Raw genomic sequence first — 22,492 nt, 5'->3', positions numbered from 1 at the left:
GAACCCGGACACTCCGGATACCCCGCTCAGCCCTCGATGGGCGTGGAGGCGACGGCGCGGAACTCGGTGGGCTGGCCCTTCTCGTCGAGGGAGGTGACCAGGCCACCGCGGACGCAGACCGCCGGGGTCGCCGGCGCCGCCTTGCCACCGCAGCGGAACTTCATCGGGTCGGCGCCGGGCAGGTCCTTCTCCGGCATGGACTTGATCGCGGCGGTGATCGACGCCGGGGTGATGTCGCCGGAGATGCCCTCGGTCGCCGTCTGCAGCGCCGCGACGACGGTGAACATGCTCAGCGAGCCCTGGCGGTTGACCTGGATGTTCTTGCCCTTGCCGTAGGTGTCGACGATGGCGGAGAACAGCCGGGTCGACGGGTTGTCCGTGCCGACCGGGGCGGTCGCCGAGACGGTCACGCCCTTCAGCACGGAGCCCGGAACCGCCTTGCGGAGGGCATCGGTAACGCATTGCGAGATGGCGACGACCGGGCCGGTGAAGCCGACGGAGTGCAGACCGTTGAGGCCGGCGATGCAGAACGAGTCGCTCCCGATCATCTGCACGACCCGTGGGCCGGCGGTCGCGATGCGCTGCATCTGCGGCGTCATGTCGGCGGTGCCCGGCGGGACCGGTACGAGGTCCAGCTTGATGCCGGCTGCCTTGAAGGCGGCGGGCGCGACCGTCTGGTAGATGCTCATCACGGCCGGTACGTCGATGGCGACGACGGACACCGTGTCGACCTTCTTGTCCTTGGCCAGCTGGATCGGCAGGCTGACCAGGGAGAACAGCGCGTCGGCCAGGACGAACGTCGAGTCCTTGTCGGTCAGGATCGAGGCCGCGTTGGCGCCGCCGAAGAGCACTGGGATGTGCGCCTGGTGCAGCGGCTCCCACATGCTCTCCACGACGGAGGACGACCCGACGACGACCGCGGTGACGTTCTTCTCGACCATCTGGTTCGCGCAGTCGGTGCCCTTGGCCGGGTCGGCGAGGGCGTCGCACTTGACCAGCTCGATCGGGTGCCCGCCGATGCCGCCCTTGCGGGCGTTGAGATAGGCGACGGTCGTGTCGGCGACGGGACCCTCGAAGGAGAGGTCCGTGACGGAGCCTTTGCCGTCCGAGATCATCCCGATCCTGACGGGTGTGCCCTTCGCGGGGTTCAGGGCACCGAGCACCTGGTCCGCGCCGGCCGTGCTGGCGGTGGCCGCCGGGGCCGCGCCGCCCTCGCCGTCGCCGTCGGAGCCGCCGCAGGCCGCGAGCAGCAGGCTCGCCGCGAGGGTGGCTAACGCGGCTAATGCGGCTGACACGCGGACGGGCCCGCGCGCCCGCCGGCGCCCTCGGTGGCCGGACGGGCTGTTGGCTGGTATCTCTATAGCGTGCATGCGGTATCCCTCGACTCGCCGGAGTTAGGGAGTGAATGCTTGCGTAGCATGGTCATTTGGTCAACGGATTGACAAATGCCCTGGATAAATGAACCAGGAAGCCGCGGTCACGTCACGTCACGAGAACGGAAGATCCCGGGTCAGGTCGGCCGCCGCCAGCCGACGGGCGACGACGGCCGAGCACAGCGAGGACGGTTCAAGCCGACGGCTGAGCGGCGCCCGACGGTATGATTTTCCGATGGTGGCTTGTCGCCCGTCGGCTCCGGAGGCCTTAGCCAGGCGGCGCGCTACCAGGGCGCGCGTGGGGCAGGAGAGTGTCCTGCCGTGACGGCGGAAGCTCGACCCCGCCTGCGAGCCGACGCGCGCCGCAACCGCGATCGGATCATCGCCACGGCCACCCAGGCATTCGCCGACGACGGGCCCGACGTGCCCATGGAGGAGATCGCCCGGCTCGCCGCCGTCGGTGTCGGCACGCTCTACCGCCACTTCCCCGACCGGGAGGCGCTGGTCGTCGCCGTCGTGCGCGACAGCCTGGCCACCTCGCTCGCCAGGGCCCGCGCGGCGGCTGACGAGAGTGGTTCCGACGCGACCCGGTCCGACGAGACCCGGTCCGACGAGACCGGATCCGATGGCCGTGCCTGGGACGCACTGGTACGCAGCCTCAGCCCGTCGCGCGAGCTGCGGCTCACGATGCGGCTGACCGTCCTGTTCTCACCGGCGATGGCGGCGGCCGTGCGTTCCGACCCGGCCATCACCCGGATCCGCCGCGAGTATGCCGAGGCGCTCGACGCCCTGATCCGCGCGGCCCAGACCGAGGGGTCACTGCGGCCCGACGTCGGCTCCGGCGATGTCGCCCACCTGCTCGCGCTCGCCGCCTACAGCCTCAGCCGCGGCCCCGACACGACGGCCGAGATCGCCTTCGATCGCGCCCGCGCCATCATCCTCGACGGCCTACGCGCCCGCCCCACGACGCCACTGCCCGGCCGTCCCCTGACCACGACCGACCTCGCCGCCGAATAGCGCCGGCCGACGCGCCCGCCACCCGGCAGGTGTCGGGGGGTTCGGGTGTCGGAGTCCGGGTGTCGGGTCGGGGCCCCGCCAGGGCCCGAGTCAGGGCCGCTTGGCCGGGATGACGAGGGCGTCGACGGCCACGACGCCCTGGCCGGCCGGCCGGACCAGGATGGGGTTGATGTCGAGCTCGGAGATGGCGTCGCCGAGGTCGAGGGCGACCGACTGCAGGCGCAGGATGACGTCGACGAGGGCGTCGACGTCGCCGGCGGGACGGCCGCGGGTGCCGCGCAGGATCTTCACGCCCTTCGTCGACTCGATGACCTTGCGGGCGCGRTCCGCGTCGAACGGCGGGACGGCGAAGGCCACGTCGGCGAACACCTCGGTGAACACGCCGCCGAGGCCGAAGGTGATGGTCGGGCCGAACGGGTGCTGGTGCGACAGGCCCAGGATCACCTCGGCGACCGCGTCGGTCACCAGCTGGGCGACGAGCACACCGTCGATCGCCGCCTCGGGCGCCGCGCTCGCGGCGGTGGCCAGCAGCCGGTCGTAGGTCGCCCGGACGGCGTCCTCGTCGCCGACGCCGACGGCGACCAGCCCGAGGTCGGACTTGTGCGCGATGTCCGGCGAGACGATCTTCATGACGACCGGCAGGCCGAGCTCGACGGCCGCCGCGACGGCGTCGTCGGCCGACGTGACGACCCGCTCCCCCGCGACCGGGATGCCGTAGCCGGCGAGCAGCTTCTTCGAGTCGACCTCGTTGAGGGTCGCCCCGGCCCCGGCCAGCAACTCCCGGCCCGCGGCCGCGGCGGCGGGCCGTTCGGCCGGCGCCGGAACGCCGGTCGCCGCCTGGTCGTCGTCGAACGGGCTGCGGTACGCGCGCACGAACCGCGAGTACCGGCCAAGCTCCGAAAGCCCGCGCACCGCCGCGTTGAACGAGTGGAACACCGGCACGCCGGCCTCGCACAGCGACCGGTAGGAGTCGTCGCGGATCGGCGAGATCCACGCCGCGACCACCGGCTTGCCCTCGCCCGCCAGGAACCTCTGATGCAGCGCGATGAGGTCGCGCGACAGTGCGTCGCTCATGCCGGGGAACACGCCGGTGATCGGCGCGAACAGCACGTCGGTGTTCGGGTCGTCGAGCATCAGTTGGAGGACTTCGCGGTTCTCCGGGCGGGCGGTGATGACACCGCCGGAGTCGACCGGGTTGTCCCGGCGCAGGTACCAGGGGATGTACTTCTCGAGGGCGTCGACCGTCGTCTGCTCGAACTTCGGGATCCTGACGCCGGCGGCGCCGAACAGGTCGGCGACGTGCGAGGCGGTGCCGCCGGACATCGCGTAGACGGCGATCCCGCCGGGGCCGTCGACGAGCCCGGTCTGGCAGAACATGTTCGAGATCTCGATGACCTCGTCGAGGTCGTCGACCCGGATGACGCCGTACTGGTCGAACACGGCGTCGTGCACGGCGTCGGGACCGGTGAGGTGGCCGGTGTGCGCGGCGGCCATCACCCGGCCCTCCTCGCTACGGCCGATCTTGATGGCGACGATCGGGATGCCGGCCTTCGCGCAGGCGTCGGCGGCGCGCAGGAACGCCCCGCCGTTCTGGAAACCCTCGACGTAGGTCGCGATGGCGCCGACGTTCGGCCGGTTCGCGGCGAGGTAGCCGGCGAAGTCGGCCCACTCCAGGTCGGCCTCGTTGCCGATCGTCGCCCAGATCTCGATGCCGACGCCGAGGGCCTGCGCCTGGGTGATCGGGCGGCCCTGGTAGCCGGACTGGGTGATGATGGCGAGCTTCTTGCGGCTGGGCAGCTCGTCCGGCCATGGCTCGAAGATGTTGAGGTTGGTGTTCGGGCCGAGCACCCGGGTGGCGCCGCTGGCGAGCTCCCGCAGCCTCGCCTCGGCGGCGTCGCCCTCGGCCGTGCCGAGCTCGCTGAAACCAGCGGAGAAGACGACGACGAAGCCGGCGTTCCGGCTCACCGCCTCCTCGACGACCGGCAGCGGGTCGCGCACCAGCACGATGACGATGTCCGGGTCGGCGGGCAGCGCCGTGACGCTCGGGTAGGCCTTCACACCGAGGATGTCGGGCTTCTTCGGGTGCACCGGGATGACCTCGGCGCCGAGCGCGCCCAACCGCTGGGAAACCTGCGTCCACTGCGCCCGCTGCGGGCTTCCCTCGGTGTCGGACGCACCGACGACGGCGACGACGCGCGGCGAGAACAGCCGCGACCAGTCGACGTGCCGTAGCTCGGGGTGCCGTAACTCGGGGTGCCGCGGCTCGGGCATGACACAGACCTCCTCGACGTACGGGCTGACGGCCGGCGGCGGATCTCAGAAGCCGCGGAAGTGGGTGGGTCGGCGTTCGACGAAGCTGGCGACGCCCTCGTTCGCGTCGACGGTGTTCGACATGACGTCGACGATCCAGGCCTCCTCCTGGGCGAGGGTGTGCCGTTCGACGTCGAGCGACCGGTTCAGCAGCCATTTGTTCGCGCTGTGCGCCCTCGTCGGCCCCGCGGCGAGCCGCCCGGCGATGTCGGCGACGGTGGCGTCGAACTGGTCCGCCGACACCGACCGGGTGATCAGCCCGATCTCGGCGGCGCGCGGCGCGGGAACGTCCTCGGCGAGCAGCACCAGCTCGCGCGCGCGGGTGAGGYCGACCAGCCGCGGCAGCAGCCAGGTACCCAGCCCGTCGACGGCGAGGCCGCGGCGGGCGAAGACCTCGATGAACTTCGCCTTCTCGGTGGCGACGACGATGTCGCAGGCGAAGGCGATGTGCGCGCCGATGCCGGCGGCGGTGCCGTTGACGGCGGCGACGACCGGCTTCTCGCAGTCCAGGATGGCGTGGATGAGGCGGATCGCGCCGCGCAGCATCGCGCGCCGCACGTCACCGACCAGCTTCTCCGGGACGTCGTCCGGCCGGGCCGGCGGCGCGGACTGGTTGCGCAGGTCCGCCCCGGTGCAGAAGAACCGTCCGGTCGCGGTCAGCACGACGCAGCGGACCGTCGGATCCTCGTTGAACTGGTCGAGCCAGGCGATGATCTTCTCGCGCTGGTCCGCGGTGAGCGCGTTGCCGGCGTCCGGCCGGTTCAGCGTGATGGTCGCGATCCCGTCGCTGACGTCGAGCGTGATCTCCGGAGGCGGGACGTCCGAACCCTCGACACCCTCGACGACGGCCGAGCTGGTCATGCGGCCTTCCTTTCCATGTCTCTGACAGCCTCCATGGACGGAAGGGTGATCACGCTGCCATCCACTTCGGCCGGGTAAGCGAGTGCGCGACCGTGTCGGCCGCCTCCTCGGGAGTGGTGAACGCGTTGCGCAGGACCCACGCCCGCTTCAGGAAGAGGTGGATCGTGGTCTCCCACGTGAAGCCCATGCCACCGTGCACCTGGATCGCCGTCTTGGCGTTGCGCGACGCGGCGTCGGCCGCCAGCACCCGGGCGCCGGCGATCGCGCGGACCGGGTTGAACGTCGGATCCGCGTAGCCGTCCTCGAACCCTTCGTCGGACCCGGCGCCCATGCCGGCGTCGTCGAGCGCGACCGCGGCCGCGTCGACGGCGACGCGCGCGACCTCGGCCCGGGTGAACGCCTCCGCGAGCAGGTGCTTCACGGCCTGGAAGCCACCGATGACCCGGCCGAACTGCTCGCGCTGCTTGGCGTACGCGGTCGCGAGCTCGACGGTCCGCGTCGCGTTGCCGGCAAGCAGCGCCGAGGCGAGGATCGAGCCGCGCAGCAGCCAGCCGCGCGCCAGCTCCGGCCCGCCGACCTGCTCGCCGGCCGGCACCGCGTCGGCGAGCCACATCGGCGTCGCCGGGTCGAGCGGGTTCGGCACCGGCCTGCCCTCGACGGTGTCCGCGGGTGTCCGCCAGACGCCCTCGTCGTCGACGACGTAGACGTCGGAGGCGAGGTCCAGATGCGGGATCACCCATGGGCCGCCGGCGCGGGCCGGCCCCGAGCCCGCCGGCGGGCGGGTGACGACGGTGGCGAACGCCTCGCCCGCGCCGACCCGCTCGTCGAGGTCCGCGACGAGGGCGGCCGCGACCAGCGGCCCGGGGACCAGCTCGGCCCCGAGCACCTGGAAGACCAGGCCAGCATCGGCCACCCCGAGCTCCAGCCCGCCGCGCTCCTCCGGCTGGGTCATCGTGAACGCGCCGAGCTCGGCGAGCGCCCGCCACGCGGCGCGGTCGAAGCTCGCCGCGTCCGTCCAGTTCCGGGTCGCATCCAGCGGGAGCCGCTCGCCGCACAGGTCGCGGACGGTCGCCTGCAGGGCAAGGCCGTCCTCGTCGAGATCGAAGTGCACCGCTCACCGCTCCCTGGGCAGGCCGAGGACGCKCTCGGCGATGATGTTCTTCTGGATCTGCGAGGTGCCGGCGCCGATGCTGATCGCGAAGGCGTGCAGGTGCTCGATGATGTGGCGCCCGACGGGCAGGTCCGTGCCGTCGCCCAGCGGCAGCGCGTCGAGGCTGATCGCGTAGCGCTCCAGCACCTTCATCGCGACCTCGCCGAAGTGGTGGATCGCCTCGGAGTAGGTCAGTTTGAAGGCCGACCCGCCCGCGGGCGGAACGCCGCCGCCGCCGGCCGCGCGGGTGACGTTGCGCCGGGTCAGCGCCCACATGGCGTCGAGCTCGGCGGCGACCTGGCCGATCTCCCGGCGGATCGCGTCGTCGTCCCAGGCCGTGCGTCCCGGGCCGTGGCCGAGCGTCTTCGCGAGCGTCGCCAGTTCCTCGACCATCGTCATCGCGGTGAGCAGCTCGCGCACCAGCGACGTCCCGCGCTCGAAGCTGAAGGTCACCATCGCGACCCGCCAGCCGTCGTTCTCCCGCCCGACGAGGTTCTCCACCGGGATGCGAACCTCGTCGAGGAACATCTCGGCGAACTCGCTCTCGCCCTGGATGGTGCGCAGCGGGCGGACGTCGATGCCGGGAAGGTCCATCGGCATGATCAGCCAGCTGATGCCGCGGTGCTTGCCGGCGTCCGGGTCGGTGCGGACCAACAGCTCGCAGTAGTCGGCGGCGAAGCCGTAGGACGTCCAGATCTTGCTGCCGGTGACGACGTAGTGGTCGCCGTCGCGCACGGCCCTGGTGCGCAGGCTCGCCAGATCGCTGCCGGCGCCTGGCTCGGAGAACCCCTGGCACCAGATCGACTCGCCGCGCAGGATCCGCGGCAGGTGGAACGCCCGCTGCTCGTCGGTCGCCTCGGCGATCAGCGTCGGGCCGGCGTGCAGCTGGCCGACGAAGTGCACCCCGAGGTCGGGGGCGCCGGCCGCCGCCGACTCGGCGAGGAAGATCAGCTGTTCGGACGCGGTCACGCCGCGGCCGCCGTAGGCGGCCGGCCAGTCGATGCCGGCGTAGCCGGCGTCGAAGAGCATCCGCTGCCAGCGCTGGTCGTAGGCCTTCTTCGCCGTCCAGTCACCGTAGGCGGGTGGCGGGCCGAGGACCGGCAGGTTCTCGGCGAGCCAGGCGCGCACCTCCTTGCGGAACCTCGCGTCGGACTCGGAGTCCCGCAGCCGCATGCTCCACCTCGTCTCGCCGGCAGACCCGGCCTCGCCCCGGCCCTGGAACGGGCTCCGGGCGCGCGGCTTCACCACCGCCGCGTGCCCTTCGCCCGCACAAGCGCCCACGCCGGAGTGGGCGGGGGCTATTCCCCCTCCGGCGCCGCCCCCACCCGCGACGCCGGTTTTGTCGGCGGCGTCGCGAACGGTTGGCCGGGCAGATCGTATACATTATGCTAGCGCAGCGGACCGCYGCGACACCAGCGACAACCGCGATCCGCCGGCATCGGCGGGACGGCGGCGAGCTCGGTGACCGCGGACGCCGCCTGGGCGCACACAGCGGCGCGCCGGTCGGACGAGCGCGGTCGGACGAGCAGTGACGAGCAGTACTCAGCCGGATCGGTGGTGCATACGGCCATGACAGACCTGACGACAGAGCAGCTCCCGCAGGTGGTGGGCGGGCCCGACGTCGACGCGTCGGTCCTGGCGAAGATCCCGGACCTCATCGACATGGACGCGCACGTCGTCGAAGCGCCGGACGTGTGGATTTCCCGGCTGCCTGCGAAGTACCGCGAGCAGGGTCCGCGCATCGTGATGGCCCCGGCCGGCGAGGTGAAGCTCGTCGGCTCCAGCTACATCGAGGCTCCCGGCACCGACGGTCCGGACGTGGCCTGGTGGAGCTACGAGGGCCGGATGACGAGCCTCAAGCGCTACATCGCCGCGGCCGGTGTCCCCGCCGACGAGGTGACGATGGACGGCATCACGTTCGACGACATGCGCCCCGGCTGCTGGAAGGTGGCCGACCGGATCGCCGACATGGACATCAACGGGGTGGCCGCCCAGCTGGCCTTCCCGAACTACCCGCGGTTCTGCGGACAGATCTTCCTGTGGGGCAAGGACAAGGAGCTGTCGAAGCTCTGCGTCGAGGCGTACAACGACTGGATGGTCGAACAGTGGTGCGGCACGTCGGGCGGGCGGCTGCTCCCGCTGTGCATCGTGCCGCTGTGGGACGTGAACCTGGCCGCCGCCGAGGTGCGCCGCAACGCCGCCCGCGGCGTGCGGGCCGTCGCGTTCACTGAACTTCCGTCCTACCTGGACCTGCCGAGCCTGCACTCGGGGTACTGGGACCCGTTCTTCGCCGCCTGCGCGGAGACCGGCACCGTCGTCGCGATGCACATCGGGTCGGGCACCAAGGTCATGCAGACCGCGCCTGACGCCCCCGAGGCCGTGCAGGCGACGGTCCTGTTCAGCAACAGCGCCGGCAGCCTCGTCGACTTCCTCTTCTCCGGCGTGCCGCACCGCTTCCCCGACCTCAAGCTGATGTACGCCGAGGCCCAGATCGGCTGGATCCCGTACGTGCTCGACCGGGCCGACGACGTGTGGCTGACCCACCGCGGCTGGGCGCACGGCCAGCTGCACTGCCCCGAGCCGCCGTCGACCTACTACCGTCGCCAGGTCTACAGCTGCTTCTTCAAGGACCCGGTGGGCGTCGACCTGCTCGACCGGATCGGCATCGACAACGTCGTCTTCGAGACCGACTACCCGCACCAGGACGGCACCTGGCCGCAGTCGAAGAAGGCCGCCGCCCAGCAGTTCGGCCACCTGCCCCAGGCGGACATCGACAAGATCGCCTGTGGCAACGCGGCCAGGCTCCTGGGGCTGTGACATTGGTTCGCTCCGGCGACCTCCGCGGAGGCCCGACCCCGTCGCTTCGCTCGGGGCCGGGCCTCCGCGGAGGTGCGCCTCCGCGCCAGCTCGGTTGCTCGGTCCTGACCATTACGAGCGGGGTTACCGCATCCACCGTCAGGTAGTCGGCCGTAAGACCCCGAAAGGCGGCCCATCCGTGGTCACGAATGCCAGCGACGCCACCGCGACCAAAGCCGAGGACGCGAACCCCGCCACAGCGGATGGCAAGACCAAGGCCCGGGAGCCCCGGCCCGGCGGGACGATCACCGACGAGGGGATCGCACGGCTGCGGGCCCGGATCGGCATCGCCGAGCCGCACACCGCCCCGCCGCAGTACCGGCGCCCGAACGTCGACGCGTTCCGCAACGTGGCCCGCTGCTACGGCGACGACAACCCGCTGTGGTGCGACGAGGACTACGCGACCGCGTCGAGCTGGGGCGGGCCGATCGCCCCACCCCCGCTCGTCGGCGGCGACACCCTCATCGGCGAGGACGAGGTCACCAGCATTCCGGGCCACCTCCGGGACGTGATGAAGGGCGACCCGCTGCGCGGGGTGCACGCCTTCTACTCGGGGGCGTCCCGGGAGTGGTGGGCGCCGCTGCGGCCGGGGCTGCGGGTGTTCCGCCGCAACGCCCTCGTCGGGGTGCACGACAAGGTGAGCGAGTTCGCCGGCCGCGCGGTCCACGAGTGGGGCGGCCAGGTCTTCATGGACGAGACCGGCACGCCGCTGTCCGGGCAGTACCGCAACATGGTCCGCACCGAGCGCCGCAAGGCCCGCGAGCGCGGCAAGTACGCGAAGATCGAGCCTCAGCGGTACACCGACGAGCAGATCGCCGAGATCGAGGCGGCCTACGACGCCGAGGCCACCGCCCGCCGCGGCGGCGACCCGCGCCACTGGGAGGACGTCCAGATCGGCGACACGATCGGGCCGATGGTGAAGGGGCCGCTGCGGGTCACCGACATGGTCTGCTGGCACGTCGGCATGGGCATGGGCCTCTACGGTGTCGCCCCGCTGCGCCTCGCGCTGGCGAACCGCCGGCGTATCCCGGGCTTCTACTACCGCGACGACCTGAACATCCCGGACGTGCAGCAGCGGGTGCACTGGGACCCGGAGCTCGCCCGCCGCGCCGGCAACCCGACGACCTACGACTACGGCCGGATGCGCGAGACCTGGCTCATCCACCTGTGCACCGACTGGATGGGCGACGACGCCTGGCTGTGGAAGCTCTCCTGCGAGTTCCGCAAGTTCAACTACGTCGGCGACACGCAGTGGCTGCGCGGCACGGTCGTGAGGAAGTACCTGGCCGAGGGCGGCCGGCCCGCCGTCGACCTCGAGTTGACGGCGACCAACCAGCGCGACGAGCTCACCACGCCCGGAACGGCAACGATCCTGCTGCCCAGCCGCGAGCACGGCGCCATCCGCCTACCCGACCCGCCCGGCGGCACCGGCAACCTCCAGAACACCCTCGACGCGATCGCCGAACGGTTCAAGGACCTGTGAGCGCCGTCGTGAGCGAGGACGCCGCCGACAGCCCCGGGTACGCGAGCGCGCCAGGGCTGGACGTCGTCCTCGACGGGCCGGTGCTGCGGCTGACGCTGGACCGGCCGACGAAGCGCAACGCGATCAACGACGCGATGATGTACGGACTCATCGACACGATCGCCCAGGCCGGCACCGACGAGGCCGTCCGGGTCATCCTGCTGCGCGGCAACGGCGAGAACTTCTGCGGCGGTGCGGACATCGTCGCCCGCAACAGCGCCGGCGGCCCCAGGCCCCGGGCGGGCTCGATCCAACGCCGGCTGCCGTTCCAGGCGCACCGGCTGATCCCGCTGATCTGCACGGTGCAGACCCCGGTGGTGTGCGCGGTGCAGGGCTGGACGACCGGGATCGGCCTGGCGCTGGCCGTCGCCGCCGACGTGACTGTCGCCGCCGCGGACACCCGGTTCTGGGCGCCGTTCTCCGAGCGCGCCTTCACCCCGGACAGCGGCCTGACCTGGTTGCTACCGCGCCGGGTCGGCGAGGTGCGCGCACGGCGGATGCTGCTGCTTGGCGAGCGGGTCGACGCGGCCACCGCCGTCGACTGGGGCCTGATCCACGCCGTCGCCGCGGCCGAGGAGCTCGACGCGACCGCGGGCGACGTCGTCGCCCGGCTCGCGGCCGGACCGACGGTGGGGCTCGGCCTGACCAAGTGGCTGATGCACGTCGGCGCCTCGGCCAATCTGGACGACCACCTGCGCAACGAGGCCTTCGGGATGGAGCTGTCGTCGCGCAGCGAGGACTTCCGCGAGGGCCTGGCGGCCTTCGCGGCGAAGCGCTCTGCCAACTTCAAGGGGCGGTGACGGGATGTCGGTGACGACGCCGGACGCGGCCGGCACCCCGGACGCGGTGCTGCCCAAGGGCGCGGCGGACGCGAAGGGGCCGGTCGGGCCGAACGGGCGGCTGCTGCTCGCCGCGGACGCGACGCCGGAGGAGGCCCGCGCCAAGGTGCGGGAATGGGTCGAGGCGAACGTGCCGGTGACCTGGCGCGAGGCCGCCGCGGCCGGCGGGCGGGCGGCGATCCGGAAGGTGCGCAGCCGGGCGGACTACGAGCGCTGGTACCCGGTGTTCGGCGTCTCCGGCCTGGTCGCGGCCCGCTGGGCGCCCGAGTACGGCGGCCTCGGCCTGTCGTCGGGCGCCGCCAGGGCCGCCGACGAGGAGCTGCGCCCGTACAACCTGGGCCGGCTCAACCCGCTGGGCCTGGCCAACGCCGCCACCGCGCTGTTCGCGCACGGCACCGAGGAGCAGAAGCGCCGCTTCCTGCCGCCGATCGTGCGCAACGAGGAGGTGTGGTGCCAGCTGTTCTCCGAGCCCGGCGCCGGCTCCGACCTCGCGTCGCTGGCCACCCGCGCCGTCCGCGAGGGTGACAACTGGATCGTCACCGGCCAGAAGGTCTGGACGACGTGGGGCTTCCTCGCCGACTACGGCGTGCTGCTCGCCCGTACCGACCCGGACGTGCCGAAGCGGGGCGGCATCACCTACTTCCTCATCGACATGCACCAGCCGGGCGTCGAGGTGCGCTCGCTGCGGCATGTCACCGGCGAGGTCGACTTCTGCGAGGTCTTCCTCGACGACGCGGTCGTCCCGGACAGCCAGCGGCTCGGCGCGGTCGGCGACGGCTGGCGGGTCGGCAACTCCACCCTGTCCGGCGAGCGGCAGATGGTCTCCGGCTCCGGCTCAGGTGGCGTCGACCGGATCGGCGGCTCGGGCGCGCTGCACCTGGTGAAGCTCGCCAAGGAGGTCAGCGCCGCGGGCCGGCCAGGCGGCTGGGACGAGCCGACCGTCCGCCAGGAGATCGCGCACCTCTACAGCGAGGAGCGGATCCGGGCCTGGAACAACGAGCGCATCCGCGCCCGGCTCGCCGCCGGGCTCGCGCCGGGGCCGGAGAGCTCGATCGGCAAGGTCCACCAGGGTGACCTCAACCAGCGCACCCAGGCGCTGGCCGCCGACCTGCTCGGCGCGTACGGCGCCGCGTGGGAGTCGGACTTCATCCCCGGTACCGAACACGCCGGGGCGGACGGCGCCCCGCTCGAGCCGGCCGAGGTCTACGCCGAGTCCCTCCCCCACGAGGTGAAGGGCATGCTGCGCAGCCGGGCCAACACGATCGAGGGCGGGACGTCCGAGGTCAACAAGAACATCCTCGCCGAGCGCGTGCTGGGCCTGCCCCGCGAGCCCGACCCGCACCGCGGCAAGGCCTGGAAGGACGTCCCCCGCAGCTGACCGCGCCCTCGCGGGGTCGCCCTCGCAAGGTCTCTACCTAGTCGGAGTCGGAGCAGATGTCCGAGGAGTACCAGACCCTTCGGGTCAGTCGGGACGGGCCCGTCGGCTGGCTCGAACTGAACCGGCCGAAGGCCGGCAACGCCATGGACGGCGTCATGTTCGACGAGCTGCCGCGTGCCTGGGCCGAGCTCGACGCCGACCCGGCGGTGCGCGTCATCGTCAACGTCGGCGCCGGCCGCGACTTCTGCACCGGCCTGGACGTCGTCCAGCTCAGCCGCGACCCGGGCGCGCTGCGCGAGCAGTCCCGGCGGACCAAGCGGTCCGAGCTGCGGATCACCGGCTGGCACTGCGGGGTCGTCAAGCCGGTGATCGCCGCGATCCAGGGCCGGGTCGTCGGCGGCGGCCTGCACTTCGTCGCGGACGCGGACGTCGTCATCGCCGCGTCCGACGTCGCGTTCATCGACTCGCACGTGTCGGTCGGGCAGGTGACCGCGTTCGAGGGCATCGCGCTGACCCGTAAGCTCGCTGCCGAGACGATCATGCGGCTGGTGCTCGCCGGCCGGCACGAGAAGCTCGGCGCCGCCCGGGCCTACCAGCTCGGCATGGTCAGCGAGGTGGTCGAGGATCCGGCCGAGCTGCGCGAGCGGGCCGCGGACCTGGCCGCGAAGATCGCCCGCAACTCGCCGGCGGCGATGGCCGCGACCAAGCGCGCCCTCTACCGCGCGCTCGAGGACGGCCTGACGGCCGCCTGCCAGGCCGCGGCCGCCGACCTTGTCGGCCTGTGGGGCCATCCCGACCAGGTCGAGGGCCCGGCGGCGTTCGTCGAGAAGCGCCCGGCGCGGTGGGCACCGCTCGACCGGGAGGCGGAGCACGAGAAGGTGCTCGCCTCGCGGCAGCCAACAGCGGAGCGTGTCAGATGAGCCCGTCTATGGGCTTCCCCATCCGACACAGTCCAACGGACGGCCTGAGGTTTGTGTCGGATGGGCAAGCCCATGGGCTCGCCCATCCGACACGCTTCGGCCTCGGCGGCAGGGTTGGGCCGGAGCGGAGTTCGCCGGCGGCCCACCCCTCACCCCTCCCGCGGCCGGCTGGCGCCTCAGCGGCCCGCACAGCCGTACATGTCCGAACACTCTCTGTGTCTACAGCGGGGCTGCGGCCCGTTCCCATTCCAGATCCCGAAGAAACGGCCTAGGAGGATGAGCGTGACGGACTCGTCGGCGACCAGGGCGGCGTCGGGGGCGCCGGGGACGCCCGCGACCGCGGCCGACTTCGACCACGTGTACCCCGGCTACGAGACGCTCGTCGTCGCGCGCCGCGGCCACGTCGGCTGGCTCATCTTCAACCGGCCGAAGCAGTTGAACGCGATGAACAACCGGATGCGCGACGAGCTGGCCAAGGCCTGGCTGGAGCTCGACGGCGACCCGGAGATCCGGGTCATCGTGCACACCGGCGAGGGCCGGGCGTTCCAGACCGGCGTCGACGTGGCCGAGATCGCCACCGACGGCCTCGGCATGGAGCGCTACCGGGCGGAGGCCGAGGTCTTCGACCTGCATTTCACGGCCTGGCACCAGAAGGTCGAGAAGCCGGTCATCGCGGCGGTCAACGGGCTGTGCGGCGGCGGCGGGTTCCACTTCGTCGCCGACGCGGACATCGTCATCGCCGCCGCGGACGCGAAGTTCTTCGACCCGCACGTCTCCGTCGGCCAGGTGGTCTCGTTCGAGCTGATGGCGCTGCTGCGCAAGATGCCGTTCGAGCCGGTGATGAGGATGGCGCTGGTCGGCGCGCACGAGCGGATGCCGGCGGCCCGCGCCTACGAGCTGGGCATGGTGAGCGAGGTCGTCGACCCGCCGGTACGGCTGCGCGAACGGGCCGCCGAGATCGCCGAGCTGGTCGCCCGCAACTCGCCGGTGGCGATGCGCGCGACCAAGCGGGCGCTGTGGGGGGCGCTGGAGGACGGGCTGACGGCCGCGTGCAAGGCCGGCGCCACGCACCTCGTCTCCGTCTGGGGCCACGCCGACCAGGTCGAGGGCCCGGCGGCGTTCGTCGAGAAGCGTCCCGCCAAGTGGGCCGACCTGGAGCAGGAGCCGAAGCCGGCCACCGCCCTCGCGGCCGCGAAGCGGGCCGACGAGCGGCCCGCGGCCCCGGCCCAGCCGGCGAGCCCGTCGAGCCCGGAGCGGTCGTCGAGGTCGGAGGGATCGTCGAGGTCGGAGGGGTCGTCGAGGTCGGAGGGGTCGGAGGGGTCGGAGGGGTCGGAGGGGTCGGCATGAGGCTCGTCGACCTGCTGGAATCGCGCGAGGGCGACGAGGCGACGCCCGCGGTCTTCGTCGAGGACGAGGAGACGACCCGGGCGGCGCTGCGCCGCGGCGCCGAGGCACTGGCCACGGTGCTGCGGACGGCCGGGGTGCGCCCGGGCCATCCGGTCGCGGTGATGCTGCCTGGCGGGGCCGAGGTCGTCGCCGCGATGTTCGGCGTGTGGACCGCCGAGGCCGTGTACGTGCCGCTCAACCCGCGCACGTCGGACGCGGAGATCGCCTACCTGGTCGAGGCGGTCCGCCCGGCGGCGATCGTCACGATGCCCGACTGGGCGGACCGGGTCACCGGCGGCGCCCTGCCGATCGTCGTCCACGCGGGTACGAACGGCGGCGAGCTGGCCTGGGCCGAGGCGGTGCCGGGCCGGCGCACGCCCGCGGACGTGCCCGCACACGACGCCGACATCGCGCTGGTGCAGTTCACATCCGGCACGACCGGCCGGCCCAAGCCGGTGCTGCTGCGACACTCGGGCTACCTGGCGCTCCTGGAGCCGGTGCTGGCCAAGCTCGTCGGCGACGCGGCGAAGGACAGGCTGGCCCAGCGCAAGGCACCGATGCCGAACCTCATCCCGACGTCGATGGCGCTGTCGGCCGGCATCTACAACGTGCTGTTCGCGTTCCGCGTCGGCGCGCCGGCGGTCATCATGCCGACGTTCACGACGAAGGCGTTCACCAGGGCCGTCGCGAAGCACCAGATCCGCTCGACGGTGCTGCCGCCGGCGGCGATGAACATGCTGACGGACGACCCGTCGGTCATCTCGCTCGCGCCGCTGCGTTACGTCCGCGGCATCACCGCGCCGCTCTCGCCGCTGCGCGCCCGGCTGTTCAAGGACAAGTTCGGCGTCACGGTGCTCAACTGCTATGGCCAGACGGAGATCGGTGGCGAGATCGTCGGCTGGAACGCGGCGGACGCGCGGGCGTTCGGCGAGTCCAAGCTCGGCTCGATCGGCCGGCCGCACGCGGGGGTGACGCCGCGCATCGTCGGCCCGGACGGGGGCGAGGTCGAGCCGGGCGGGCAGGGCGAGCTCTACGTCCGCACGCCGGCGGTGTCCGCTGGATACGCCGACGGCAAGGCGCTCGGCGACCGGCTCACCCCGGACGGCTGGTTCCGCACCGGCGACATCGCCCGGATCGACGAGGACGGCTTCCTCTGGATCGAGGGCCGCGTCTCCGACATGATCAACCGCGGCGGGCTGAAGGTCTTCCCCGGCGAGGTCGAGGAGGTCCTCCGCCTCTCCCCCACGGTCGCCGACTGCGCCGTCGTCGGCATACCGGACGACCGGCTCGGCGAGGTCCCCTGGGCCTTCGTCGTCACCCACTTGGGCGCCGACTTCGACCCGGCGGCCCTCGCCGCGGCGGCGCGGGAGAAGCTCCTCCCGTACAAGGTGCCGGCCCGCTTCGTCCAGCTCGACGAGCTCCCCCGCACCGAGGTGGGCAAGGTCCGCGCCGCCGACCTCATCGAACTCGCGGCCGAACTCGCGCCGAGCTGACCCAGCCAGACTCCGCCGAAGCCGCCGCTCCCACCGGGACCGGCGGCTTCGCCATGTTCGGACCTGGGCGGGACGCGACGGTCGCGGATCGGCTGGCGCACAGCATGTCCAGCCGACCGTCCCCGGTCTGCGCGGTCTGCGCGGCCCTGGCCGGATTGGGTGCACGATGTCCGCGAGGTAGTTATGTTGTACTCGGTTCAAAAAACCGAGCTGACCTGCGGAGGCGATCGTGGCGTATCGAGTCATCCACTGGGCAACCGGTGTGGTCACCAAGGAGGCGGTGATCGGCGTGCTGGGCCATCCCGACCTGGAGGTGGTGGGGGCCTGGGCCCGCTCCGCGGACAAGGACGGCCGGGACCTCGGCGAGCTCTACGGGTTAGACCCACTCGGCGTGCAGGTGACCAGCGACAAGGACGCGGTGCTCGCCACGCCCGCGGACTGTGTCTGCTTCACGGTTGGGCGCAACTGGATCGACAACCCGATGGAGACGTTCGGGGACCTGCTGCGGATTCTCCGGTCCGGCAAGAACGTGGTGAACCTGTGGTGGCCCACGCTGGTCTATCCCCGCGCGCAGGACGACAAGCTCTTCAAGGACCTCGAGCAGGCCTGCCTCGACGGCGGGTCGTCCTTCCTCACCGTCGGCATGGATCCCGGCTACGGAACCGCGGCGCTCGCCCTGTCCGCGCTCGGCCTGGCCCGCGAGGTCAAGAGCGTCGAGATGCTCCAGTTCATGAACAACGCCTACTGGGAGGGCGAGGGCATCACGAGGTTCTTCGGTTTCGGCCAGCACGACACCGCGCACACGCCCATCCTGCAACCAGGCGTTACCACGGGTTATCACGCGACGACGCTACACATGTTGGCGGACGCCATCGGCGTGGAAATCGAGGACATCGTTGAGGAGAGCAGCGTCATCTACGCCGACGAGGCCTTCGATGTCGCGTCGGGCCACATCCCCGCCGGCACCATCTCCGGTCTCCAGTACCGGGTCAAGGGCATGGTTGGCGGGGAGGCTCGGGTCATCGTCGGGCATGTGGAGAGACTCCGCGAGCAGGACTTCCCGGAGTTCGAGTTCAAGGGCGACGGCTACCGGGCCGAGGTGACGGGCGAGCCCTGCATCCGCCTGGACATGACCGTGTCCGCCCCTGCCGGCTTCGTCGGTGACCCGATCGCCGTCGCCTCGGCGATGAGCGTCGTCAACGCCATCCCCCAGGTGTGCGCCGCCGCGCCGGGAGTCCTCTCCCTGCGTGATGTCGCGCCCTTCCCCTCGAAGAACTCGACCATCAAGATCTAGGCCGGCCGGCACTGCCCCGATCTGGATCGGGCTTGTACCGGACCTGTTCGGGCTCGGACCTGTTGGGGCGGCGCGGCCAGCCCGGCGGGCGCGCCGCGAGTTTCGCGGCGGCCCGCCGGATCCTGACCATCGAGCCCCGTGCGGGCAACCTGGTGCGGGCCACCCGATGAAAGGCCGCCGAGCTAGCCGGTACCGAGCCGGGTGCCGCACCACTGGTTGGGGTCGGGCCCGTCGGAGCTGGGCACGACGTCGAAGGCGGTCCCGGCCTGGTTGACCCGGACGAAGCTGTAACAGAGGTTGGCCTCGCCGAAGCGGCTGAGATCGGTGGTGGGGATCAGGCCGCCCGCGTTGTAGTTCTTTTCCGCCCGCAGGTTGTCGATGAAGGCGTCGCGGGTCGGGCAGGCTCCGGCGAGCTCCAGGCCGTGGAGGAACTCGTCCGTCGTGATGTAGGCGGCGAGCGCGACCTCGTTGTCAGTCTGGCCCAGCTCCGGCGCGTAGTCGCTCATCGCCTGCCGGTAGGTGCGCAGCGCGGGTGAGTCCGCGCTGAAGGGAATGTGCGGCGTCAGGACCGACATCCCAGCCATATTGGCGCCCTGCGTGGCGAGGAGCTGTGAGTCGTAGCCGGAGGTGGTGAGCGTGACCTTGAACGTCAGCCCAGCCTGCTTGGCCGCGGTGTAGACGGGGAGGAAGTCGTCGGCCGACAGAATGCTGACGAGAGCGTCCGCGTTGCTCGCCTCGACCTGGGTGACAACCTTGGCAGGGCTGGTGACCCCGGCCGTGTAGACGATCGAATCCGCCACCGCGATGCCCTGGGACCGCAGGCTCTCCGTGAACAGCTTGACCAGTCCCTGCGCCGACTGTGACATCGTGTCGTTGTAGACCAGAGCCACCTTCGTCGCGCCGAAGCGCCGCGCGTAGAGCCCAAACGTGGTGATGGCGGAACCGGCCGACTGCAGCGAGCCGAACGTGAACATGTTCCGGTGCTGCGTCCACGCCTCCTCGCCGGGCAGGCCAGCGATCGGTATGCCGTCCTTGTCCAGCTGGTCCGCCGAGCCGGAGACGACGATGCTCTCGGCGAGAAGTCCGAAGACCCCGGCGTGCGTCAGCAGGTCCTGGGCGGCGAGGGTGAACCCGTTCGTGCTCCCCTGGTCGTCGCGCCAATCGAGGACGATCTTGCGTCCGTTGACGCCGCCCGACGCGTTCGCGAGGGCGACCCGGGCCTGCACGCCGCTGCGGGCAAAACGAAACCCGACAGCGATGGCGCCGCTGTCGGGATAGACCAACCCGACCTTCACCTCGGTCGGGGTCACCCCTGGGCTGCCGCAGGCCGCGTTGCCGGTCGCCTGGTCGGACTTCGAGCAACCGGCCACAGCGAGGGGAATCACGACGCCGGCCGCGGCGACCGCCGCCCAGCCACGTCGACGTAAGTGCACTAACACGTTTTCAACTCTCTGCTGATATGGGAAAGGGCGCCCGGCAAGGTTCAGTGCCGGGCGCCTTCTTGCTGGTGGGAATTCCGTGCGATTCCTTAGGCAGCCGCCTTTTCCAGGACGTGCACGCCGCAGGCGCTGCCGAGTCCTATGACGTGGGCGAGGCCGACCCTGGCCCCCTCGATCTGGCGGTCCCCGGCCTCGCCGCGCAGGTGGTGGCAGATCTCCCAGACGTTCGCGATGCCGGTCGCCGCGATCGGGTGCCCCTTGGACTCCAGCCCGCCGCTGACGTTCACCGGCGTCTTGCCGTCACGCCAGGTCGCGCCCGAGTTGAAGAAGTCGACCGCGCCGCCCTCTGGGCACAGCATCAGGTTGTCGTAGTGCACCAGCTCGGCCGTGGCGAAGCAGTCGTGCAGCTCGACGAGGTCGAGGTCCTCCGGGCCGATGCCGGCCTGCTCGTAGGCCCGGGTCGCCGCCTGCCGGGTCAGCGTGTTGACGTCCGGCAGCACCTGGCAGCCCTCGCGCCAGGGGTCGCTGGTGAGCACCGACGCGCTGATCTTCACGGCGCGCCGGCGCTGCTCGAGGGACAGCGTCCGCAGTTTGCTGTCGCTGACCACGACCGCCGCCGCGGCGCCGTCGCAGTTCGCCGAGCACATCGGCCGGGTGTTCGGGTAGGCGATCATGACATCATTCATGATCTCTTCGAGGGTGAACCGCTTCGAATAGGCCGCCAGGGGGTTCAGCGTCGAATGCGCGTGGTTCTTCTCGGAGATCCTGGCGAACAGCTCGAAGTTGGCTCCCCCATACCGGTGCCCGTACTCCAGGCCGATCTGGGYGAACACCCCCGGCATCGAGTCGGTGCCGACCCTGCCGTCCAGCGAGGTGAGCGCGCCGAAACGGCCGTCCGGCACCCAGGTGTCGCTTTCCTTCCGACGGTTGACGGGGCCCAACAGCCCGGCGCCGGAGAGCTTCTCGACCCCGACGGCCAGGCCGAGGTCGGCCTCCCCCGCCTTGATCGCCATGATCACGGTACGCAGCGCGGTCGCGCCCGTCGCGCAGGCGTTGGCGACGTTGTAGACCGGGATTCCCGTCTGACCGATCTGCTTCTGCAGCTGTTGGCCAAAGGCGGAGGTCCCCGCCATCAGGCTGCCGGCGGCGAGMACGTCGATGTCGGTGATCCCGACCCCGGCGTCGCCGAACGCGGCGAGCGCGGCCTCGGAGGCCAGGTCGACCGTGTCCTTGTCCCGGTGCTTGCCGAACTTCGTCATCGAGATCCCGAGGATCCAGACGTCCTGGGTCACGGCGGACATTCCTTTCGTCTTGGCGAGCCCGCCTAAGCGGGCTCGAACCCGTAACCGACGGCCTCGACGCCCACGCCGTCCGTGCCCACGGAGACGGTGGTCAGCCGCACCTCCATACCCGTCCGCACCTGCCCTGGATCGGGCTGGACATTCACGATGTTTCCGCGCACGATCGTGCCGCCGCAGTCGACGACGGCGGCGACGAACGGCACCTGAATTCCCGGCCCGGCGGTCGACACGATCGTGTAGGTGAGCAGCGTTCCCTTTCTCGGGATGTCGACCTGGTGGAAACCGATGGCCCCGCACGAGGCGCACGCGTTGCGTCGGTCGAAGAATCGCGCCCCGCACCGTTCGCACTCGTGGGCGACAAGATGGGGATCGTCGGAGAGAACCAGATAGTCCACCAACGGGACCCGATCAGCCACGGACAACTCCCCACGCCAGGGTGCGCGTCACGACGACGTCACACGAATCGCTCATACGATTGCCCCGCGCCGGCCGTGACGCACTTCACCGCGACCGGCTCCACCAGGGCGACAACCGGGGCCCGACATGGGCGCCGCCAGCCGCGCCGGGACGCTCGGTGGGGCGCCGTCCTCCCGGGGCGTGCCGCCACCAAGGGGCTGAGGCCGGCCACGCGCCCGCTCTTTTCGGCCGGGTCGCGTGACGCGGCGGGTGACCACGCCGGTATATTTGGTCAATGACTACCCCACCCACACCGCGGCGGGCCCGCCTTATGCAGGCGCGCTCCCGCGAAACTCGACGCCGCTTGGTGCGTGCCGCACTGCGCCTGTGGTCCGAGCGAGGCTTCGAGACCGGGATCGAAGAAACGACGGCCGAGGAGATTGCCCAAGCCGCCGGAGTCACGAAGGGGACCTTCTACTTCCACTTCGCCCATAAGGAGGAAATTCTTCTCGAAATGGGCTACGAGACCGCCTCCGTCCTCAGCGAGGAGGCGGCCCGCTGCATCAAGGCGAATCGGGGTCTCGAGGAGTCGCTGCGTTCCCTCATGAACGCGCTGGCACGCAACATCAAGGCCGCCGACCCGGCGGCCGTCATCCGCGCTCTCGCCGAGTTCCGACGCCCTCGCCGGCCCGACAGCGAGATACCTCCCCCTGACCCGGCCTTCGCCGAGGCCTTCGAGACGCTGTTCGCGCGAGCGCAGAAGGAAGGCGAGGTGACCGACCAGGTCGAGCCGGCCGAGATGGCGCAGATCCTGGAGGCCCTGGTGCTGGACTCCATTCTGGAATGGGCCCAGGGCCGGACCGGTCGACTCAATCTTGCCCTGCACCGCCGGACGGCCATCGTGCTCGCGGGGCTGCATCCGGACAGCACCCTCTCGCTCTGACGCCCGGCCGGCGG

At 71.5% G+C, this 22,492-nt stretch carries 17 protein-coding genes and 1 pseudogene; 10 read left to right on the top strand and 8 right to left on the bottom strand.

The features are described from left to right. Positions 1 to 26: 26 nt before the first annotated feature. Positions 27 to 1,370: an ABC transporter substrate-binding protein gene (locus BCD49_RS10470; RefSeq protein ID WP_007509751.1), complete on the bottom strand. Its 1,344-nt coding sequence runs from the start codon at positions 1,368 to 1,370 to the stop codon at positions 27 to 29. A 324-nt stretch (positions 1,371 to 1,694) separates the two neighbouring features. Between BCD49_RS10470 and BCD49_RS10465 the strand changes: the two genes are divergently transcribed. After that, the gene (locus BCD49_RS10465; protein ID WP_007509752.1) at positions 1,695 to 2,390 is read left to right on the top strand and encodes a TetR/AcrR family transcriptional regulator; all 696 of its coding nucleotides are present in this window, start codon (positions 1,695 to 1,697) and stop codon (positions 2,388 to 2,390) included. Positions 2,391 to 2,480: 90 nt separating this feature from the next. Here the strand turns inward: BCD49_RS10465 and BCD49_RS10460 are convergent, their stop codons facing one another. Genes BCD49_RS10460 through BCD49_RS10445 form a run of 4 tightly spaced genes read right to left on the bottom strand, consistent with a single transcriptional unit; the run spans position 2,481 to position 7,884 of the window. Continuing rightward, positions 2,481 to 4,661 carry an acetate--CoA ligase family protein gene (locus BCD49_RS10460; protein ID WP_007509754.1) on the bottom strand — a complete coding sequence of 727 codons (2,181 nt, stop codon included), beginning with the start codon at positions 4,659 to 4,661 and terminating at the stop codon, positions 2,481 to 2,483. A gap of 45 nt (positions 4,662 to 4,706) precedes the next feature. Next, a complete protein-coding gene (locus tag BCD49_RS10455) occupies positions 4,707 to 5,561 on the bottom strand; it encodes an enoyl-CoA hydratase/isomerase family protein (RefSeq protein WP_071041438.1) in 855 nt (284 codons plus the stop codon). Between the two features lie 49 nt (positions 5,562 to 5,610). After that, positions 5,611 to 6,672, bottom strand: a complete 1,062-nt coding sequence (locus tag BCD49_RS10450; RefSeq protein ID WP_007509758.1) for an acyl-CoA dehydrogenase family protein — start codon at positions 6,670 to 6,672, stop codon at positions 5,611 to 5,613. A 3-nt stretch (positions 6,673 to 6,675) separates the two neighbouring features. Then, complete coding sequence (locus BCD49_RS10445) at positions 6,676 to 7,884, bottom strand: acyl-CoA dehydrogenase family protein (RefSeq protein WP_071041437.1); 1,209 nt, start codon at positions 7,882 to 7,884, stop codon at positions 6,676 to 6,678. A gap of 396 nt (positions 7,885 to 8,280) precedes the next feature. Between BCD49_RS10445 and BCD49_RS10440 the strand changes: the two genes are divergently transcribed. From BCD49_RS10440 to BCD49_RS10405, 8 genes and pseudogenes are all read left to right on the top strand, one after another. Continuing rightward, positions 8,281 to 9,528, top strand: coding sequence for an amidohydrolase family protein (locus BCD49_RS10440; protein WP_051466413.1), 1,248 nt, complete (start codon positions 8,281 to 8,283; stop codon positions 9,526 to 9,528). Between the two features lie 283 nt (positions 9,529 to 9,811). Beyond that, positions 9,812 to 11,050: a hypothetical protein gene (locus BCD49_RS10435; protein WP_027141076.1), complete on the top strand. Its 1,239-nt coding sequence runs from the start codon at positions 9,812 to 9,814 to the stop codon at positions 11,048 to 11,050. A gap of 56 nt (positions 11,051 to 11,106) precedes the next feature. Further along, the gene (locus tag BCD49_RS10430) at positions 11,107 to 11,889 is read left to right on the top strand and encodes an enoyl-CoA hydratase-related protein (RefSeq protein ID WP_198536180.1); all 783 of its coding nucleotides are present in this window, start codon (positions 11,107 to 11,109) and stop codon (positions 11,887 to 11,889) included. A gap of 4 nt (positions 11,890 to 11,893) precedes the next feature. Beyond that, the gene (locus BCD49_RS10425) at positions 11,894 to 13,306 is read left to right on the top strand and encodes an acyl-CoA dehydrogenase family protein (RefSeq protein WP_007509766.1); all 1,413 of its coding nucleotides are present in this window, start codon (positions 11,894 to 11,896) and stop codon (positions 13,304 to 13,306) included. 56 nt (positions 13,307 to 13,362) lie between these two features. Further along, complete coding sequence (locus BCD49_RS10420) at positions 13,363 to 14,226, top strand: enoyl-CoA hydratase/isomerase family protein (RefSeq protein ID WP_007509768.1); 864 nt, start codon at positions 13,363 to 13,365, stop codon at positions 14,224 to 14,226. A 276-nt stretch (positions 14,227 to 14,502) separates the two neighbouring features. Beyond that, a pseudogene (locus tag BCD49_RS10415) lies at positions 14,503 to 15,390 on the top strand (enoyl-CoA hydratase/isomerase family protein); the annotation flags it as partial. A gap of 179 nt (positions 15,391 to 15,569) precedes the next feature. Continuing rightward, complete coding sequence (locus BCD49_RS10410) at positions 15,570 to 17,105, top strand: class I adenylate-forming enzyme family protein (RefSeq protein WP_007509772.1); 1,536 nt, start codon at positions 15,570 to 15,572, stop codon at positions 17,103 to 17,105. 229 nt (positions 17,106 to 17,334) lie between these two features. Continuing rightward, positions 17,335 to 18,399 carry an NAD(P)H-dependent amine dehydrogenase family protein gene (locus BCD49_RS10405; RefSeq protein ID WP_007509774.1) on the top strand — a complete coding sequence of 355 codons (1,065 nt, stop codon included), beginning with the start codon at positions 17,335 to 17,337 and terminating at the stop codon, positions 18,397 to 18,399. Between the two features lie 182 nt (positions 18,400 to 18,581). Here BCD49_RS10405 and BCD49_RS10400 read toward each other — a convergent pair whose 3' ends face one another. From BCD49_RS10400 to BCD49_RS10390, 3 genes are all read right to left on the bottom strand, one after another. Next, on the bottom strand, positions 18,582 to 19,838 hold the full coding sequence (locus BCD49_RS10400) for an ABC transporter substrate-binding protein (RefSeq protein WP_007509776.1): 1,257 nt from the start codon (positions 19,836 to 19,838) through the stop codon (positions 18,582 to 18,584). Between the two features lie 89 nt (positions 19,839 to 19,927). Continuing rightward, the gene (locus BCD49_RS10395; protein ID WP_071041436.1) at positions 19,928 to 21,139 is read right to left on the bottom strand and encodes a thiolase family protein; all 1,212 of its coding nucleotides are present in this window, start codon (positions 21,137 to 21,139) and stop codon (positions 19,928 to 19,930) included. Between the two features lie 23 nt (positions 21,140 to 21,162). Continuing rightward, the gene (locus BCD49_RS10390; RefSeq protein WP_007509781.1) at positions 21,163 to 21,555 is read right to left on the bottom strand and encodes a Zn-ribbon domain-containing OB-fold protein; all 393 of its coding nucleotides are present in this window, start codon (positions 21,553 to 21,555) and stop codon (positions 21,163 to 21,165) included. 311 nt (positions 21,556 to 21,866) lie between these two features. Between BCD49_RS10390 and BCD49_RS10385 the strand changes: the two genes are divergently transcribed. Next, positions 21,867 to 22,478: a TetR/AcrR family transcriptional regulator gene (locus tag BCD49_RS10385; protein ID WP_007509782.1), complete on the top strand. Its 612-nt coding sequence runs from the start codon at positions 21,867 to 21,869 to the stop codon at positions 22,476 to 22,478. The last annotated feature ends 14 nt before the right edge of the window (positions 22,479 to 22,492 follow it).

The organism is Pseudofrankia sp. EUN1h, from assembly GCF_001854645.1.
In the GTDB taxonomy this organism is placed as follows: domain Bacteria; phylum Actinomycetota; class Actinomycetes; order Frankiales; family Frankiaceae; genus Pseudofrankia; species Pseudofrankia saprophytica.
The sequence above is the reverse complement of the archived record's forward strand: the minus strand, read 5'-3'. Positions and strand labels throughout refer to the sequence as shown.